Raw genomic sequence first — 17,940 nt, 5'->3', positions numbered from 1 at the left:
CTCCCCACGAGAAGGGACCAGATTGGCCCCGCTTGTATGCGTACACATCAAGGAAATCGGGAGAATTTTGGTCCCTACCGCAAAAAATTGGAGCTCTAGAAGCCACTCTCAGCGCCTAATGCGACTTAACCGGCATCCAAGTAAGTTACACCCTCTTTAAGGCCCTCAGGCGGCCGTACAGCGCTTTTTCACCTCCCCACAAGCCCAAAAAACCTAGATTTCCGCTCAGGGGCACCCATATACGTCATGTTTCACGTGAAACATAAAGAAGCGGTACCTGCGCTTCGAACAGGTACCGCTTCCAGGCCTCACGGGCAGGCCAGCCAGCTCAGGCTGACCGCTCCCCTATTTTTTCTTGAGCTTGGGATCAATGATGTCAAGAATTCGGTTGAGGTCATCCACCGAGGCGAACTCAATGGTCATCTTGCCCTTACGGGCTCCCAGATTAATTTTGACGTTGGTATCCAGCTTGTCTGCGAGGGCATCTGCCAGATAGTCCAGTCGTTCAGAGTGATCCTGAACCTTGGCACCCTTCTTGGTTCGTTCGGGCTCAGCCGAAGATCCTGCAGCTACGAGCTCTTCAACGGCACGCACAGACAGACCCTCATTGACGATTTTCTGGGCTAGAGTCTCAATATCAGCGGCCTTTTTCAACCCCAGCAGGGCACGGGCATGGCCCGAAGAAATGGTACCGGCAGCAACCCGACGCTGAACCAGGGCAGGCAGCTTCAGCAGGCGGATAGTATTTGAAATCTGCGGGCGAGAACGGCCGATACGCTGGGCCAGCTGCTCCTGGGTGGTTCCAAACTCTTCCAAAAGCTGCTGGTAGGCGGCAGCTTCTTCAATGGGATTAAGCTGCGACCGGTGCAGGTTCTCTAGCAGGGCGTCCCGCAGCAGATCTTCGTCCTGGGTCTCACGAATAATTGCCGGAATAGTGGTCAGGCCCGCGCGCTGGGTAGCGCGCCAGCGACGCTCACCCATAATAAGCTCGTACTTTTCAGCGCCACTCTCCCGGCTGGGGCGCACGACAATCGGCTGCAGTACGCCGATTTCCTTGATGGAATGCACCAGCTCCTGCATATCGTGCTCGTCAAAGTCGGTACGGGGCTGCTTACGGTTAGGGTGAATATCGGTGACGTTGAGGGTAGCGAAATCAGCACCGGGCACAGGTACCAAACCATCGCCTGCGGCGGCAGTCTCATCGCCAAAGAAGAAATCGACAGGACGCCGGGAACCGGTTGCGGTGCGAAGGGCAGCTCCCATGTCTGCCCGCTTCTTCTTTGATGTTTCACGTGAAACGCTCTTCTGGACGGGAGCAGGGGCCTCTACACCTAGATCCAAATCTAGCTGTTCACTCTCTACTGACTCGGTGTTTTTCTGCTCCACCGGGGGCTTAGCGCTCTCTGGAATGAGAGCTCCTAAGCCACGACCTAGACCGCGTTTCTTCTCTGCCACGTTAACCTCCGTACTCAAAAGTTTTCCTCACCCAAGTCTAGTGGAGTCAGCTCCCCCGTATAGACCAACGGCGCCCTGTTCAAACACAAGGCGCCGTCATTCTTACTGAGCTTTTTCGAAAGGCTACGCAGGCTCACGCTCGCTGCCGACCCTGCCTTGCCTTTCTTTAGATATTTATTAAAACATCGTAGAAAAGGTGTTTACGCTCTTTTTGCCATCTCCATAGCAGCCTTCAGGTAGGCCACAGCACCGGGTGACGCGGGGTCATAGCTCATCACTGTTTGCTGGTAGCTGGGAGCTTCAGAGATGCGCACAGAGCGGGGGATAGCGGTTTCAAGCACCTGCTCAGGGAAATGTTCACGTACTTCGTCAGCCACCTGGGATGAGAGGTTGGTGCGGCCGTCGTACATGGTGAGCAAGATAGTGCTGATGTGCAGCTCAGAGTTGAGGTGTTTTTGAATCATGCCGATATTTTTGAGCAGCTGGCTCAGACCCTCTAGGGCGTAGTATTCACACTGAATGGGAATGAGCACCTCCCGGGCAGCACAGAAGGCATTGATGGTGAGCAGCCCCAGGGAGGGCAGGCAGTCGATAAAGATGTAGTCCAGACGCGGCAGTCCGGCAGCTTCTCGCGCGGCAGCATAATCAGAGACAGCGGTCTTCAAACGGGTCTCTCGAGCCACCATAGAAACCAGTTCGATCTCGGCTCCCGCAAGATCGATATTGGCTGGAGCGCACCAGAGGTTTTCGATATCGGGGCAGGGCTGCACAATATCTGCCAGGGGCTTGTCGTCAATCAGCACATCGTAGGTAGAGGAAACCTCCACCCCGTGTTCTATGCCCAATGCGGTCGAGGCATTACCCTGGGGGTCGTTGTCAATGACCAGCACGTTCATGCCCTTGAGGGCGAGCGCCGCGGCAAGGTTCACTGTGGTTGATGTTTTACCCACCCCGCCCTTCTGGTTAGAGATGGTGAAGATGCGGGTTTCTCGGGGGCGGCTGAGGGTTTCACTGGACAGCTCTTCGAACTGCTGCTTGGCTGAGCGAGCCTGCTGGGTGATGGGGTTATTCTGAGCGGCCGCGGCATCAGTGCGCTCCAACTTTTCGCGTGTTTCACGTGAAACATGTGAGCCTCGGTCAGGTTTGGCCAGGGCGTCCTGGGGTTCAGGTGGCAGCCCAAAATCGGGGATATTGGAAATGGTAGACACCGGCTATGCTCCCTCGGTAGGTGTGGTGGTCTCGCTTATCTAAGGTTACCCGCTCTCCCTCACCTCTCGAAACATCGAAAAATAAACACCATCATCAAGTTGTTTTACAGATAAAAACCCGTGTTTCACGTGAAACACTTTGCACACCCCTATAATCACTGACCATGATCACCATTCGCAGAGCCCTCCCCCACGACGCCCAGACCCTAGCAGCCCTGTCTGCCACCACATATGCGCAGACCTTCAACTACTACCCACCCGAAGACCTAGAGCACTACCTCTCCACCACCTACACCGCCGAAAACTACCTCGCTTATCTCACAGACCCCCGTACCGCTATCTGGCTGGCAGAAGATACGGACGCCGGCACCCCACTGGGCTACGTCATGGCAGGCCCTGCTGGCCTGCCCCACCCTGATTGCAGCGACCAGGACGGTGAACTCAAACGCCTCTACGTCTTAGCGGATCAGCAGGGCTCAGGGCTGGGCGCTAGACTGCTAGAGACAGCCCTGGAGTGGCTGGAGGGCGAGTACCCCCACCGCTCCCTCTGGCTGGGGGTCTGGTCTGAAAACTACGGCGCCCAGCGCCTCTACCAGCGCTACGGCTTTGCGCGCGTTGGTGACTACTACTTCACGGTTGGCTCTACTCAAGACTACGAGTTCATTTTCAGAAGAGACCCCCGATAGGTCCCAAACAAAAAGCCCGGCTTCCCTGTACAGGGAAGCCGGGCTGTGCCGTCCTGGTCTAAAGCCTAGAGGCTAACTCGCACCACGGTGGTGGGCTCTTCGAGCAGGGTCTCACCGGCAACCAAAATTTCGGTCTCGCGAGCGCCGTACTTGTTGAGCTTCTTCTGAGCCTTGGTAATCTCGTCCGCCGCGCTGCGACCCTTGAGGGCTAGCAGCTGGCCAGTGCCGCGCAGAATCGGCAGGGTGATGTCCAGCAGGCCAACGAGGGCTGAGACGGCACGGGCGGTCACGTAGTCAGCCTCGACCTGCCCCACGGCCTGCTCGGCGCGCGAGCGGAGGATTTCGACGTTATCCAGCCCGAGGTCGTCCACAACCTCGGTTAGCCAGATGACGCGGCGCTCCAGGGGCTCAATGAGGGTCAGCTGCAGGTCGGGGCGGGCAATAGCCAGGCAGAGGCCGGGCAGGCCCGCACCGGAGCCCACGTCAGCCACGCGAGCGCCGTCCTCGATGAATTCTTCAACGACGGCGCAGTTGAGTACGTGGCGCTCCCAGAGGCGGGGCACCTCACGGGGGCCAATGAGGCCGCGTTCGATACCGCTGGTAGCCAGGTGCTCAACGTAGCGCTCAGCCAGAGGCAGGCGGTCGCCGAAGATCTGGTCGGCAGCCACCAGGGTGGGGCCTGCCAGCTCGGGAAGGTCGGTGGTTTCTTCGCTCATGGTTTAGTCCTCCGCCGGCATGATGACGATATGGCGGTCGGGGCCAGCGCCTTCTGACTCGGAGTGGAGGCCGTGGGCTGCCACGATGTCGTGCACGAGCTTACGCTCGTAGGAGCCCAGGGGCTCCAGGTGTACCTCGTCGCCGGTTTCTTTGACGCGGGCAATGGCGGTCTCTGCCATGTCAACGAGGGCCTTCTGGCGGCCGGCACGGTGCTCAGCGATGTCCAGAATCAGGCGGGTGCGCTGGCCGGTGGCAGCGAGCACCGAGAGGCGCACGAGCTCCTGCAGGGCGTCCAGCACTTCGCCGTCCTCGCCCACGAGGGCGGTGAGCTCGGTGTTGTTGCCGTCCTCGGTAACGACCGAGAGGTAGGTGCGGCCGTTGCGCACCTCGATGTCGATGTCGCCGTCGATATCTGCGATGTCGAGAAGTTCTTCGAGGTAGTCGGCGGCGATGTCGCCTTCGTCCTCAAAGCCCTGCTCTACGGCGTCTTCAAGGACGCTGTCTGCGGCGGTTTCTTCGTAGGCTTCAGTCATGGGTTCCTCCTGTAGCTGCCGCTATTTCTTCTTGTTCTGCTGCTTTTGGCGCTTCTTGCTCATAGGCTGGGCACGCTGGCCGCGGTTGGCACGCTCACGCTGGGCTTCGAGCTCAGCTTCGTGCTCTTCCTTGGTCTTACCAACGGGGGGCAGCCCCTTGGCGGCGCGGCGCTCGTTGAGCTCGCGCTCGGCCTGAGAACCGGGGGTGGGGTTGTTCTTGATGACCCAGTACTGCTGGCCCAGTGACCAGAAGTTGGAGACGGTCCAGTAGACGAGCACACCCAGGGGGAAGTTGATACCCGAGATAGCGAAGACCAGGGGCAGCACGTAGAGCATAATCTGCTGCTGGCGGTATATGGAGGACTGCTTGGCGGCATCCGACATGTTCTTCGCCGAGAGCTGTTTGGTGATGTAGAACTGGGTGGCGCTCATGAGCACGACCATGATGGCGGCGATGATGATGGTCGCTGCGTGGTTACCGTCGCCGGGGCGCATCATGGTGGAGAAGAGGGGGGCGCCGAAGATGTAGGCGTCGTTGAACTGCTCAATCTTGGCGTTGTCGAGCACCAGAATGCCGGTGTTGTTAGCCGCTGCGGTGGGTACGCCGTTGAGCACCTGGAAGAGGCCGAAGAAGATGGGCATCTGCACCAGGATAGGCATGCAGGAGGCCAGCGGGTTGGAGCCGGTCTTGCGGTAGAGTTCCATCTGCTCCTGGGCCATGGCCTGGCGGGAGAGCTGGTCGGTCTTGCCCTTGTACTTAGCCTGGAGCTTGGCCAGTTCGGGCTGCAGTTCCTGCATGCCGCGCATGGCCTTGATCTGCTTCATGAAGAGCGGGATGGTGAGGGTTCGCATGACCAGGGTCAGGCCGATGATGGCCAGTACCCAGGTGACGCCGGACGCGGGGTCCATACCGATGGCGGTGAAGAGTTCGTGGAATGCCCAGAGAATCGCCGAGACGATCCATTTGAAGGGCCAGAGAATGATGTCGAACATAGTTCTCTCCCTGGCTCGGGTGTGTGAGCCGGTTGTGGTGGACTGCAGCCAGTACCTGTTAGTGGTTCAGGTGCTGGTGCGGGTGGTTTAGAAGTATTATTTTGGGTTCGGTGCCGGGGGCGAAGGTGCGCCGCCCGGATGGAACCGGGTCGAGGCCTCCGGTGGCCCAGGGGTGGCAGCGCAGTAGGCGGCGGACGGTTAGTGAGAGGCCGCGTATGGCGCCGTGGGTGGTGAGTGCTTCGAGCCCGTAGGCTGAGCAGCTCGGATAGTACCGGCAGACGTTGCCGTAGAGCGGCGAGACGATGGCGCGGTAGACCTTGATGAAAGCGATGAGGACGTTCTGGGGCAGGGTGATAGCTGCCTGAACGATGGTGGTGGGGATGACGAACTCGTGGGGGGCGTTATCGAGCAGGACGTCTTCGTCCGTGGGCGCCCCGGCGGGGTGCTGGTGGGAGGTGCTCATAGGTTAGAGCTCCTCTCGGGCGGTGGCACCGAGTTTTTTGAGGGTGGTGGCCAGCGCGCTGGTCAGGTCTGTTTCGAGGTCGGTGTAGGTGGCGGACGCTGCCGGCGGCAGGGCGCGCACAACCACCCGGTAGCCGGTGGGGTTTTCGGCGACGAAGGGAGCGATGATGTCGCGGAGGCGTCGCTTGGTTTTATTGCGGGTAACGGCGTTACCGACGGCCTTGGAGACGATGAAACCGATGATGGTTGGTTCTTCGCCTGTTTTGGCTGTATATAGAACTAAGTTCCGACGCCCTGAGCGGGCGCCGGAACGTGTAGTTGCTGAGAATTGAGCCGAAGCTCGCATCCGGTGCTGTTGTGCCAGCACGTAGTCTCCTTTGTCTTTTCGGTCGTCTCTCGGCGGGCTGCGTGGTCACGCTGGCCTACACAAGGGGCTAGGCCGAGGCGAGGAGATGTGAAGCCTTATGCTGAGAGGCTTGCGCGGCCCTTTGAACGACGGTTCGCGAGGATGGCGCGGCCTGCACGGGTGCGCATGCGAAGACGGAAGCCGTGCTTCTTGGCGCGGCGGCGGTTATTCGGCTGGAAAGTCCGCTTGCTCATTTGGTTACTCCAAAAATGGTTGGTACGGGGGCCAACCTTTCAACAGTTCTTCGAACAGGTTGACGCTTCTTGCTTGTGTGTTAGCTCCGCCGCGTAAGGGGCGGATATCAGGCCTTAGATATAGGCATAGTCCTAGCACACTTTGACTAAACAACTCTAGAAGAGGTTGCGATATAAGGTCAAGCCCGCTAGGGGTAGGTCTTTAATCACAGGTAGGTGGGAGAGTTTGCCCACACCTGTGGATAGCTTGCGAGCGCGCTCGCCCTAGCGAGAGTTATCCACAGGCACACCGGGGAAAGTTGTAAGTTACAAAAACTGCGGCTTTGAGCTAGCGGTGCGCGGTTTAATCACATACTGTAAACAGGTACTCCCCTCGTTAAATCACAAGTTTTCCACCCTGTGGATAACATGGTGATAAATCGGTGGGCCCTGCGGCTAAGCTGTGGGTAAGTTTTTTGCGTGACCTGAGATTAAAGGAGAGCCAGTGGGCGATTATATGGACCCGGAGCTTCAGAAGAAGTGGATGCACCTGGTAACCCTGTTGCGGGCAGATACCTCGGTGGCTCAGCGTCACCGCGCGCATATTGGCCTAGCTCAGCCTCACGCTTTTATGGGCAATGTGCTGCTGATTGCGGTGCCGAGCGAGTTTACCCGCGATATTTTTCAGCACGAGCTGAAGGAGACCCTGCAGGAGGCTATTACCGCGACCTTTGGCCAGGGGGTGACCGAGGCTTTCATTATTGATACCAGCCTCGAGAATTCTCCCGAGAAGGTGGCGCTGCCTGCAACCGAGCGTCCTGCTGCTCCGTCTTTCCCTGCGCCCGCTGAGCGGGAGCAGGCTTCCCGTGCCGGTTTTGACGACGCTGCCCACCAGCGTCCGGACGCCGCCCCCGCCTTTGGGCAGGCCCCGGTGGCTCCCGAGTTTGCCCAGGTCAACCACGAGGTAGAGCCCCTTGAAGAGCCTGTTGAGGCAGGCGAGCTGGTCGAGACCCCCGCAGAGCCGGGGGATGTAAAGACCTGGGACTCCACCGCGCGCCTGAACCCCAAGTACACCTTCGATAGCTTTGTGATTGGCCAGTCCAACCGTTTTGCCCATGCGGCTGCCTTCGCGGTGTCCGAAACCCCGGCGTCTGCCTACAACCCCCTCTTTATCTATGGCGGCTCGGGTCTGGGCAAAACCCACCTGCTGCACGCCATCGGCCACTATGCCAAGAGCCTCTACCCCGGTTTGCGGGTGCGCTATGTGAACTCTGAGGAGTTCACCAACGACTTCATCAACTCCATTCGCGACAACAACGGTATTACCTTTAAGCAGATTTACCGCAATGTCGACATGCTCCTGATCGACGATATTCAGTTCTTGGCTGGGAAAGATAGCACCCAGGAAGAGTTCTTCCATACCTTCAACGCCCTGCACAATCACCAGAAGCAGGTGGTCATTACCTCTGACCTACCGCCCAAGCAGCTGACCGGTTTTGCAGAGCGTATGCGCTCGCGCTTTGAGTGGGGCTTGATTACCGATGTTCAGCCGCCGGAGCTCGAAACCCGTATCGCGATTCTGAGTAAGAAGGCCCAGAACGAGGGTCTTGATGTGCCCGATGACGTGATGGAATATATTGCCTCGCACATCTCCACCAACATTCGTGAGCTGGAGGGCGCACTGATTCGTGTGACCGCTTTTGCCTCCTTGCAGGGGCAGCCGGTGGACATGCAGCTGGCGGAGCAGGTGCTCAAGGATCTGTTGCTGGACGACGGTGCCCAGGAGATTACGGCATCGCAGGTGTTGCAGGCGACGGCAGAGTACTTTGACGTGACGATTGATGATCTGCGGTCGAAGTCCCGTAGCCGTACTCTGGTGAACGCGCGTCAGATTGCCATGTATCTCTTGCGAGAGCTCACCGATATGTCGCTGCCCCGTATCGGGCAGGAGCTGGGCGACCGTGACCATACCACCGTGATGTACGCAGATCGCAAGATTCGTAACCTCATGGCGGAGCGTCGACCTATCTTTAACCAGGTCACAGAGCTTACCAACCGTATTAAGCAGGGGTCTCGCGACGCATCCTAACCCTAAAAGGCCTAGTCATAGGGCTGTGGATAACTTTGAGACTTAAGGGGTTTTAATGTGGATGTTAAGTGCATGAATATGCAAAGCCTGTGCAGTTCGATGATTGCATAAATATCCATCCACTATTCATTCACAGTGGAGGCGGGTTTTCTGCACAGGCACCCCACAAGCACTTGGTTGAGATTCCGGGCTCAAACGGGGTTTTCCACAGTTTTCACAAGGGTTATTAACACTACGATTCTTAAAGAAAAAACGTCAAATAACAAAAAATCTGTGCTCGTGCTGCCGGGCGGGGTTGGGCTCTTGTAATTACAGATTTTCGTGAGGGCTCTTTGGTTAAGGGTCACGGCTTGTAATTACAGAAAAACAGCTTTAGTGCCACGGTAGTCCGGTAGACTGGACACCTGAACTGTGCCCGTTTAAGGGCTTCTCATGTTTAAAGCTTTGGAAGGTGCTCCAGTGAAATTTACTGTCGAACGCGATACTTTGGCCGAGGCCGTCAGCTGGACTGCCCGCTCCCTCTCCCCCCGTCCGCCTGTACCGGTACTCTCTGGCCTGCTCATCAAGGCAACAGCCGATGAAGTGTCTATCGCCAGCTTCGACTACGAGACCTCAGCCAAACTCAACATCGCAGCCGATATCGCTGAAGAAGGCGAAGCCCTAGTATCTGGCCGTCTGCTTGCCGATATCTGCCGTTCGCTGCCCAAGTCTGACGTGCTCTTTGAACTGCGTGAGGGCAAGGTTCACCTCTCCTGCGGTTCTTCTAACTTCAACCTGTCGTCCATGCCTGTAGCTGACTACCCCGAGCTACCTGCCCTCCCCGCGGTATCAGGTACCGTTGAGGGCTCTGAGTTCGCCAAGGCTGTTACCCAGGTGTCGGTAGCAGCGTCGAAGGACGACACCCTGCCGATTCTGACCGGTGTACGCATGGAAATCGAGGGTGACCAGATCACCCTGCTCGCAACCGACCGCTACCGTCTGGCCATGCGCGAGCTGACCTGGAACCCCGCAGACGCTTCTATCTCAACCGCTGCGCTGGTCAAGGCTAAGACTCTTTCTGAGGTCGCCAAGACCCTGGGTGGTGCAGGGGAACTGTCCATCGCCCTGTCAGATGCCCATGAGCTCATCGGCTTTGAATCTGACTCCCGCCGCACCACCAGCCTGCTGGTCGACGGTGAATACCCCAAGATTCGCTCCCTCTTCCCCGAAGTCACCCCCGTGCACGCGATCGTCCGCACCTCAGACCTGATGGAAGCCGTCCGCCGTGTCTCCCTGGTCGCTGAGCGCAACACCCCCGTCCGCCTGGCCTTCAGCCAGGGCCAGGTCACCCTGGACGCCGGTACCGGCGAGGACGCCCAGGCAACCGAGGTGCTGCAGGCCCACCTGCACGGCGACGACATCACCGTAGCCTTCAACCCCAGCTACCTCTCCGAAGGTCTGCACACCTTCGCAGCCAACAAGTTCGTGCGCTTCTCCTTCACCGACCCCCGCAAGCCCGTGGTGCTCTCGGAACAGGACGACTGGCAGGCTGAGGACGAGAAAAACTACCGCTACCTGCTCATGCCTATCCGCCTGCAGAACCAGTAAAGCCGCAGGTCAAACCGCTATCTCAAGGAGGGCGCGCTGTACATCGACCACCTTTCGTTGATGGACTACCGCACCTACCAGCTCCTGACTCTTCCCCTCACCCCCGGCGTCACCGTCTTTCTCGGGTCAAACGGGGTGGGCAAAACCAATATCGTTGAAGCCATCGACTACACCGCGCAGCTGGCTTCTCACCGGGTTAGTCAGGACGCCCCGCTGGTACGTGTGGGCGCTGACCGCGCCTACATCCGCACCCGCACGGTCCGCGGCAACCAGCAGACCGTCCTTGAGTTTGAACTAGCCCCCGGCAAAAGCAACCGGGTACGCATCAACCGGGCGGCGCCCGTCCGCGCCCGTGAAGCCCTAGGCGTCACCCGCACCGTGCTCTTCTCACCCGAGGATTTGCAGCTGGTGAAGGGGGACCCCGCCGGGCGACGCCGTTTCCTTGATGATTTGGCGGTATCCCTGCGCCCCTCTGTTGCCGCCTACCGGGCGGACTACGAGCGGGTTTTGCGCCAGCGGAATTCCCTGCTCAAATCCATGCGCTCGCGGCGCAGCACCGGGGCTGAGGACTCCTACACCCTGGAGGTCTGGAATAAGCAGCTAGCGGACGCCGGTGCCCACCTTCTGCAGGCCCGGTTGCGCACCCTGGCCCTGCTCCTGCCGCAACTACAGAGGGCCTATGCCGAGCTCACGGACGGCTCCAAGAGTGTGAGCCTGGTGTACGACTCCACTGTTTTCCCGCCGATTTCAGCTAACCTTCTGCCGACCGCAGCCCTGATGGGAGTAGATGATCTGCGGGCGGCTATGCTGCGCGGTTTTGCCGATAAGCAGCGGGAAGAGCTGGAGCGCGGTGTGACCCTGGTGGGACCCCACCGCGATGATCTTGCCCTGGAACTCGGTGGCATCCCGGTCAAGGGCTTTGCCTCCCACGGGGAAAGCTGGTCGTATGCCCTGGCTCTGAAGCTGGCCTCCTGGTATGTGCACCTGGCAGATAACGATGCCCCCGGTGCCTCCCCCATCTTGATTCTTGATGACGTCTTTGCCGAGCTCGATACCGGCCGCCGCCATAAGCTGGGCGCTATTGTTGCCGGTGCTGAACAGGTGCTGGTGACCTGCGCTGTCGCCAGCGATATTCCTGAGGAACTGGGCCAAATCACCCTGGTACGGGTGGAACCCGGGCAAGCTTGGGTAGAGCCTTCACCACTAGGTAATATTCCAGAAAAGGAATAGATTACTGTGCGGGATGATATAGCTCAAACGGAATACGGTGCGGAGGCTGTAGACGCCCCCCACGCCCTGCTCAGCCGCATCCGGGCTGCCAAAGAAGCCCGCGGTGAACACCGGGTGCAGGGCGCTGCCGGTCGGAAAATTATCAAGGACTTCGGCCGCGTCATGAACGCTGAGCCCGGCACCAAAGTGCGTCGCTATGCCTCAACAGAATCAACCGGCCAGCTCGGTGGCTATACCGGAGCTGGCCCCAGCGCCCGCGACCCGCAGAGCCTCGGTGGCCTGCTCGACCGCGTCATTATGGAGCGGGGCTGGACCACTCCCCTAGCGGTTTCCTCGGTCATGGCCCGCTGGGATAAACTGGTCGGCCCCCAAATCGCCTCGAAAGCTACCCCCGAGAGTTTTGAGGACGGGGTGATGACCGTCCGCTGCGAATCAACCGCCTGGGCCGTGCAGATTCGCCAGATGAAATACGACATCATGCGCCGCTTCAACGGGGAGCTGGGGGACGACGTCGTCAAAGACGTGCGCGCCTTTGGGCCAGCAGCCCCCTCGTGGAAAAAAGGACGGCGGGTTGCCCCCGGCGGGCGCGGCCCCCGCGATACCTACGGGTAGAAAACCCAAGGGTGCAAATTACAAAAATCGTTTCTGCGCCCCTGACCCCCTGACCCTGTGAGAACCCACAGCATCGGGGTTCCGGTCGCTCTAGCAGCGAGCTAGGGCTCTTCTGGCCCTAAGTACCCCTCTAAAACATCACAAAACAGGTTCAAAAATAGCCCTGTGCGGTAGAATTGAGAGCAGAATACGCGCGCCTGCCCGCCCGTACAGTAGCCCCACCCCGCCGCCTTGAGCGCGGGCGTCCGCGCTGAACGGCCGCCGGTGCGAGACCGACCATGCAAGGAGCCTAACTACCTGTGGCAACTGAAGAAACCTCCCACGAATACGGCGCCGCCGACATCACGGTCCTCGAAGGCCTTGAAGCCGTGCGCAAGCGCCCCGGTATGTACATCGGTTCAACCGGCGAACGCGGCCTGCACCACCTGGTCTACGAAGTCGTTGATAACTCCGTCGATGAGGCCCTGGCAGGGCACGCCGACCTGATCGAGGTCGTCATTCAGAAGGACGGCGCAGTGCGAGTTGCCGACAACGGGCGAGGCATTCCCGTCGATGAGCACCCCACCGAAAAGAAGCCCACCGTCGAGGTCGTCATGACCATCCTGCACGCCGGTGGTAAGTTCGGCGGCGGCGGCTACGCGGTCTCCGGCGGCCTGCACGGTGTGGGTATCTCCGTTGTTAACGCGCTTTCGACTAAGGTCGAAACCGAGGTGCGCCGCCAGGGCTACAAGTGGCACATCAGCTACGCCAACGGCGGCCATACCGTCAAGCCCCTCACCCGCGGGGAGGCCACCGACGAAACCGGCACCACCCAGACCTTCTACCCCGACCCCGAAATCTTCGAAACCGTCGAATTCGATTTCGAGACCCTGCGCGCCCGTTTCCAGCAGATGGCCTTCCTGAACAAGGGCCTGACCATCCAGCTCACCGACGAACGCGAGCTGCACGAGGGGGATGAAGTCACCGGCGAAGAGAAGCCCGAGAAGCTGCCCCTCAACCAGGTGGGTGCCGATGCCAACGGCTACAAGACCGTCACCTACATGTACAAGGACGGCCTCTTCGACTACGTGAACTTCCTGAATACCTCCAAGAAGCTCACCACCGTGCACGATGACATCATCGCCTTCGAAAGCGAAGATACCGACCGCATGATGAGCCTGGAAGTGGCCATGCAGTGGACCACCGCCTACAAGGAATCGGTGCATACCTACGCCAACACCATCAACACCCACGAGGGCGGCACCCACGAAGAGGGCTTCCGTACTGCTCTAACCACCCTGATCAACCGCTTCGCCCGCGACAACAAGCTGCTGCGCGAGAAGGACGACAACCTCACCGGTGAGGATGTCCGCGAAGGTCTGACCGCCGTGGTCTCTGTCAAGATCTCTGAGCCCCAGTTCGAGGGTCAGACCAAGACCAAGCTGGGTAACTCCGAAGCCAAGGCTTTCGTTCAGCGCGAGACCATGGACCAGCTGGGCGACTGGCTGGAACGTAACCCCGGTACCGGTAAGGAAATCGTCCGCCGCGCTATCACCGCAGCCCAGGCCCGCCTGGCTGCCCGCAAGGCCCGCGAAACCACCCGCCGCAAGGGTCTGCTTGAAACCGGCTCCATGCCGGGCAAGCTCAAGGACTGCTCCTCCAAGGACCCCTCAATTTCAGAGATTTACCTGGTGGAGGGTGACTCCGCGGGCGGTTCAGCCGTGCGCGGCCGCAACCCCGAAACCCAGGCGATTCTGCCCCTGCGCGGTAAGGTGCTGAACGTCGAGCGCGCTCGCCTCGACCGCGCCCTGTCTAACGCTGAAATCCAGTCACTGATTACCGCCTTCGGTACCGGTATCGGTGAGGACTTCGACATCGAGAAGGCCCGCTACCACAAGGTCGTCCTGATGGCGGACGCGGACGTGGACGGCCAGCACATCACCACCCTGCTGCTGACCCTGCTCTTCCGCTACATGCGTCCGCTTATCGAAGCCGGCTACGTCTACCTAGCCCAGCCCCCGCTCTACCGCATCAAGTGGTCCAACGCCCCGCACGACTACGTCTTCTCAGACGCCGAGCGCGACGCTGCCCTGGAAGCCGGCTACGCCAAGAACCAGCGCATCCCCAAGGACAACGGCATCCAGCGCTACAAGGGTCTGGGCGAGATGGACTACACCGAGCTCTGGGATACCACCATGGACCCCGAGCGCCGTACCCTGCTACAGGTCAAGATGGAAGACGCCGCAGCGGCTGACCAGATTTTCTCCGTGCTGATGGGTGAGGACGTCGAGGCCCGCCGAGAATTCATCCAGCAGAATGCAAAGGATATCCGCTTCCTTGATATCTAGGGCTTTTTAGTGTGAATTAAGCGCTATATAGCCAATACGGAATATAAAAATCAAGGACGAAAAACGAGGAACTTATGAGCGACGAGAACACCACCAGCTCACCCCAGCCCGTCGAGGGCGATATCGTTGCAACCGACGCAACCCCGGCACCTGCCGCCGGCAACGTTGAGGTTGTAGACCTGCGCTCCGAGATGGAGCGCTCCTACCTGGACTACGCTATGGCCGTCATTATCGGCCGTGCCCTGCCCGATGTGCGTGACGGACTCAAGCCCGTGCACCGCCGCGTCATCTACGCCATGTACGACGGCGGCTACCGCCCCGAGCGCTCCTTCAACAAGTGCGCCCGCGTGGTTGGTGAAGTCATGGGTCAGTACCACCCCCACGGCGACGCCGCTATCTACGACACCCTGGTGCGCCTGATTCAGGACTGGGTCATGCGCTACCCCCTGGCGCTCGGTCAGGGTAACTTCGGCTCCCCCGGTAACGACGGTGCAGCAGCTCCCCGTTACACCGAAACCAAGATGGCCCCCCTGGCCCTCGAAATGGTACGAGATATCACCGAGGACGCCGTCGACTTCCAGCCCAACTACGACGGCAAAAACCAGGAGCCGGTCGTCCTGCCCTCCCGCATCCCCAACCTGCTGGTCAACGGCTCATCGGGCATCGCGGTCGGTATGGCCACCAACATCCCGCCGCACAACCTGCGCGAGGTAGCCGACGGTGTGCAGTGGTTCCTGCAGAACCCCGAAGCCTCCAATGAAGAGCTGCTCGAAGCCCTCATTGCCCGCATCAAGGGCCCCGACTTCCCCACCGGTGCTACCATCCTGGGCCACAAGGGAATCGAGCAGGCCTACCGCACCGGCCGCGGCTCCATCACCATGCGCGCTGTGGTCAACGTCGAAGAAATCCAGGGCCGCACCTGCCTGGTCGTCACCGAACTGCCCTACCAGGCCAACCCCGATAACCTGGCCATCAAGATTGCCGAACTGGTCAAGGACGGCAAGATCACCGGCATCGCTGATCTGCGCGACGAAACCTCCGGCCGTACCGGCCAGCGCCTGGTCATCGTCCTCAAACGCGACGCCGTGCCCAAGGTTGTGCTGAACAACCTCTACAAGCACACCCAGCTGCAGGAAAACTTCTCAGCTAACATGCTGGCGATTGTGGACGGTGTACCCCGCACCCTCTCCCTGGATGCCTTCATCCGTCACTGGGTCAACCACCAGCTCGAAGTTATCGTGCGCCGCACCCGTTACCGTCTGCGTCAGGCCGAAGAAGAAGCGCATATCCTGCGCGGCCTGCTCAAGGCCCTCGATGCCCTCGATGAGGTCATCGCCCTGATTCGCCGCTCCCCCACTGCCGATGACGCCCGCACCGGCCTGATGGACTTCCTCGACATCGACGAGGCCCAGGCCCAGGCGATTCTGAACATGCAGCTGCGTCGCCTGGCCGCCCTGGAGCGCCAGAAGATTCAGGACCGTCACGACGAACTCATGCGCATGATCGACGAGTACAACGCGATTATTGCCTCTGAGGACCGCCAGCGCGCCATCATCTCTGAAGAGCTGGCCGAAATCGTCGCCCGCTTCGGCGATGAGCGCCGCACCAAGATCCTCATGGGCTACGACGGTGACATGTCCATGGAAGACCTCATCCCCGAGGAAGAAATGGTCGTCACCATCACCCGCGGCGGCTACGTCAAGCGCACCCGCAGCGACCAGTACCGCTCCCAGCACCGCGGTGGCAAGGGCATCAAGGGTGCCTCACTGCGCGGGGACGACGTGGTTCAGCACTTCTTCGTCACTTCAACTCACTCCTGGATTCTCTTCTTCACCAACCTGGGCCGCGTCTACCGCACCAAGGCCTACGAGCTCATGGAAGCCGGCCGCGACGCCAAGGGGCAGCATGTAGCTAACCTGCTGGCCTTCCAGCCCGATGAGACCATCGCCAAGGTTATGGAGCTCAAGTCCTACGAGGACGCCCCCTACCTGATTCTGGCCACCAAGAACGGTCTGGTGAAGAAAACCGCCCTGTCGGACTACGACACCAACCGTGCCGCCGGCGTCATCGCCATCAACCTGCGTGACGGCGACGAGCTGGTCTCAGCTCAGCTGGCCAGCGCCGAGGACGACCTGCTGCTGATCTCCCGCCAGGGCCAGTCCCTGCGCTTCACCGCCTCTGACGAGGCCCTGCGCCCCATGGGCCGCGCAACCTCCGGCGTGACCGGCATGAAGTTCCGCGACGGCGACGAACTGCTCTCAGCCAACGTCGTCACCGACGACTCCTTCGTCTTCGTGGTCACCGCTGGCGGCTACGCCAAGCGCACCCAGGTCGACCAGTACCGCGTACAGGGTCGAGGCGGTCTTGGCATCAAGGTCGCCAAGCTGGCAGAAGACCGCGGCGAGCTCGTCGGTGGCCTGATTGTGGGCGAAGAGGACGAGGTCATGGTCGTCATGCAGTCCGGCAAGGTCGTGCGTACCTCGGTCTCAGAAGTACCGGCCAAGGGCCGCGACACCATGGGCGTCATTTTCGCCAAGCCCGGCAAGAATGACGAGATTCTCGAAGTTGCCCGCAACTACGAGCGCAACATCGATGAGGCAGACGACACCGACGAAAACGGCGCCGAAAGCCCCGAAAAGCCGGCAGATGAAGTACCTTTAGAAAACAACACCACCCCGGCAGTAGCCGACACCGCAGACGCACTTGGAGGTAAGAGTGAGCACTAAAAGCACCGGAACCGCACCGCGGCCAGCGCCGCGAGCCGGCACCCCGCGCGCTGCCCAAGGTAAGGCACGCCCCCAGAGTGCGGCGTCCGCAGGTGCCCAGCGCAAGCCGCTGGTGCGCCCCGCCCCCCGCTCCAAGATCCGTCGCGCTCGCCTGGTCGTTGCCAAGGTAGATACCTTCTCGGTCGCCAAACTCGTCTTCCTGCTCTCGGTCGCCATCGGTATCGCTACCGTGGTTGCAGCCGTTATTCTCTGGCTCGTCATGCAGGCCACCGGTGCCTTCCAGAGCCTCAATGACCTGCTGACCCTGCTCGGTACCACCGGTGACGCCGTAGACATCTCCCAGTACCTCTCACTGGGCCAGGTAGCTCTCTACAGCACCATCATCTCCGTAGTGAACGTCGTGCTCTTTACCCTGCTCGGCACTCTTGCAGCCATGCTCTACAACGTGGCAGCCAAGCTAGTCGGCGGCGTGGGTGTGACCCTCACCGACGAATAAACACCGAGTAAAACTCTCATCTAGCCCCGTGGCACCCTGTTTTTCAGGGAGCCACGGGGCTTTTTGAACCCCTTCGAAGTATTGTGTCTCAGAACACTCTCTTTCGATTTGGCAAGGTGCTAAAACCTGTGTAAAGTTATATCTCGTTCTGATGAACACCAAGGGCGTATAGCTCAGACGGTTAGAGCGCTACACTGATAATGTAGAGGTCCCAGGTTCAATTCCTGGTACGCCCACTCA

At 59.9% G+C, this 17,940-nt stretch carries 16 protein-coding genes and 1 tRNA gene; 9 read left to right on the top strand and 8 right to left on the bottom strand.

Annotation, left to right across the window (positions count from 1 at the left end; translation table 11 throughout):
* Positions 1–345 precede the first annotated feature (345 nt).
* Together ACFP6B_RS04495 and ACFP6B_RS04490 are read right to left on the bottom strand one after the other, a co-directional pair.
* The gene (locus ACFP6B_RS04495; protein ID WP_377127355.1) at positions 346–1,455 is read right to left on the bottom strand and encodes a ParB/RepB/Spo0J family partition protein; all 1,110 of its coding nucleotides are present in this window, start codon (positions 1,453–1,455) and stop codon (positions 346–348) included.
* 200 nt (positions 1,456–1,655) lie between these two features.
* Positions 1,656–2,474 carry a ParA family protein gene (locus ACFP6B_RS04490; protein ID WP_377127459.1) on the bottom strand — a complete coding sequence of 273 codons (819 nt, stop codon included), beginning with the start codon at positions 2,472–2,474 and terminating at the stop codon, positions 1,656–1,658.
* Between the two features lie 353 nt (positions 2,475–2,827).
* On the opposite strand from ACFP6B_RS04490, the gene ACFP6B_RS04485 reads away from it, so the two are divergent.
* Positions 2,828–3,349: a GNAT family N-acetyltransferase gene (locus tag ACFP6B_RS04485; RefSeq protein WP_377127352.1), complete on the top strand. Its 522-nt coding sequence runs from the start codon at positions 2,828–2,830 to the stop codon at positions 3,347–3,349.
* 65 nt (positions 3,350–3,414) lie between these two features.
* Here the strand turns inward: ACFP6B_RS04485 and rsmG are convergent, their stop codons facing one another.
* From rsmG to rpmH, 6 genes are all read right to left on the bottom strand, one after another.
* Complete coding sequence (rsmG, locus tag ACFP6B_RS04480; RefSeq protein WP_377127349.1) at positions 3,415–4,065, bottom strand: 16S rRNA (guanine(527)-N(7))-methyltransferase RsmG; 651 nt, start codon at positions 4,063–4,065, stop codon at positions 3,415–3,417.
* A 3-nt stretch (positions 4,066–4,068) separates the two neighbouring features.
* The gene (locus ACFP6B_RS04475; RefSeq protein ID WP_377127346.1) at positions 4,069–4,599 is read right to left on the bottom strand and encodes a Jag family protein; all 531 of its coding nucleotides are present in this window, start codon (positions 4,597–4,599) and stop codon (positions 4,069–4,071) included.
* A gap of 21 nt (positions 4,600–4,620) precedes the next feature.
* Complete coding sequence (gene yidC / locus ACFP6B_RS04470) at positions 4,621–5,592, bottom strand: membrane protein insertase YidC (protein ID WP_377127343.1); 972 nt, start codon at positions 5,590–5,592, stop codon at positions 4,621–4,623.
* A gap of 58 nt (positions 5,593–5,650) precedes the next feature.
* The gene (gene yidD / locus ACFP6B_RS04465; protein WP_377127340.1) at positions 5,651–6,055 is read right to left on the bottom strand and encodes a membrane protein insertion efficiency factor YidD; all 405 of its coding nucleotides are present in this window, start codon (positions 6,053–6,055) and stop codon (positions 5,651–5,653) included.
* Between the two features lie 3 nt (positions 6,056–6,058).
* A complete protein-coding gene (gene rnpA / locus ACFP6B_RS04460) occupies positions 6,059–6,421 on the bottom strand; it encodes a ribonuclease P protein component (RefSeq protein WP_377127337.1) in 363 nt (120 codons plus the stop codon).
* Between the two features lie 95 nt (positions 6,422–6,516).
* Positions 6,517–6,654 carry a 50S ribosomal protein L34 gene (gene rpmH, locus ACFP6B_RS04455; protein WP_083091541.1) on the bottom strand — a complete coding sequence of 46 codons (138 nt, stop codon included), beginning with the start codon at positions 6,652–6,654 and terminating at the stop codon, positions 6,517–6,519.
* Positions 6,655–7,150: 496 nt separating this feature from the next.
* Here rpmH and dnaA point away from each other — a divergent pair, with 496 nt between their 5' ends.
* From dnaA to ACFP6B_RS04415, 8 genes are all read left to right on the top strand, one after another.
* Positions 7,151–8,722: a chromosomal replication initiator protein DnaA gene (gene dnaA, locus ACFP6B_RS04450; protein ID WP_377127456.1), complete on the top strand. Its 1,572-nt coding sequence runs from the start codon at positions 7,151–7,153 to the stop codon at positions 8,720–8,722.
* Between the two features lie 459 nt (positions 8,723–9,181).
* A complete protein-coding gene (gene dnaN / locus ACFP6B_RS04445) occupies positions 9,182–10,309 on the top strand; it encodes a DNA polymerase III subunit beta (protein ID WP_377127334.1) in 1,128 nt (375 codons plus the stop codon).
* 36 nt (positions 10,310–10,345) lie between these two features.
* Entirely contained in the window at positions 10,346–11,539 is a 1,194-nt protein-coding gene (recF, locus tag ACFP6B_RS04440; RefSeq protein ID WP_377127453.1) for a DNA replication/repair protein RecF, read from the top strand.
* Between the two features lie 6 nt (positions 11,540–11,545).
* The gene (locus ACFP6B_RS04435; RefSeq protein ID WP_237210074.1) at positions 11,546–12,151 is read left to right on the top strand and encodes a DUF721 domain-containing protein; all 606 of its coding nucleotides are present in this window, start codon (positions 11,546–11,548) and stop codon (positions 12,149–12,151) included.
* 299 nt (positions 12,152–12,450) lie between these two features.
* Complete coding sequence (gene gyrB, locus ACFP6B_RS04430; protein WP_237187034.1) at positions 12,451–14,478, top strand: DNA topoisomerase (ATP-hydrolyzing) subunit B; 2,028 nt, start codon at positions 12,451–12,453, stop codon at positions 14,476–14,478.
* A 74-nt stretch (positions 14,479–14,552) separates the two neighbouring features.
* On the top strand, positions 14,553–17,204 hold the full coding sequence (gene gyrA, locus ACFP6B_RS04425; RefSeq protein WP_377127330.1) for a DNA gyrase subunit A: 2,652 nt from the start codon (positions 14,553–14,555) through the stop codon (positions 17,202–17,204).
* Complete coding sequence (locus ACFP6B_RS04420) at positions 17,194–17,700, top strand: DUF3566 domain-containing protein (RefSeq protein WP_237187036.1); 507 nt, start codon at positions 17,194–17,196, stop codon at positions 17,698–17,700. Before gyrA ends, ACFP6B_RS04420 begins: the two co-directional genes overlap by 11 nt.
* 162 nt (positions 17,701–17,862) lie before the next feature.
* Positions 17,863–17,936 (top strand) — tRNA-Ile (locus tag ACFP6B_RS04415).
* Positions 17,937–17,940: the final 4 nt, after the last annotated feature.

It is taken from the genome of Rothia nasimurium, assembly GCF_042660305.1.
Lineage (GTDB): Bacteria > Actinomycetota > Actinomycetes > Actinomycetales > Micrococcaceae > Rothia > Rothia nasimurium.
This window is presented reverse-complemented; position numbering and strand designations above follow the sequence as displayed.

Bases quoted from the DNA above. Each gene is read 5' to 3' on its own strand.
- ACFP6B_RS04485 (WP_377127352.1), top strand. From the start codon at position 2,828: ATGATCACCATTCGCAGAGCCCTCCCCCACGACGCCCAGACCCTAGCA.
- rsmG (WP_377127349.1), bottom strand. From the start codon at position 4,065: ATGAGCGAAGAAACCACCGACCTTCCCGAGCTGGCAGGCCCCACCCTG.
- ACFP6B_RS04475 (WP_377127346.1), bottom strand. From the start codon at position 4,599: ATGACTGAAGCCTACGAAGAAACCGCCGCAGACAGCGTCCTTGAAGAC.
- yidC (WP_377127343.1), bottom strand. From the start codon at position 5,592: ATGTTCGACATCATTCTCTGGCCCTTCAAATGGATCGTCTCGGCGATT.
- yidD (WP_377127340.1), bottom strand. From the start codon at position 6,055: ATGAGCACCTCCCACCAGCACCCCGCCGGGGCGCCCACGGACGAAGAC.
- rpmH (WP_083091541.1), bottom strand. From the start codon at position 6,654: ATGAGCAAGCGGACTTTCCAGCCGAATAACCGCCGCCGCGCCAAGAAG.
- dnaA (WP_377127456.1), top strand. From the start codon at position 7,151: ATGGACCCGGAGCTTCAGAAGAAGTGGATGCACCTGGTAACCCTGTTG.
- gyrA (WP_377127330.1), top strand. From the start codon at position 14,553: ATGAGCGACGAGAACACCACCAGCTCACCCCAGCCCGTCGAGGGCGAT.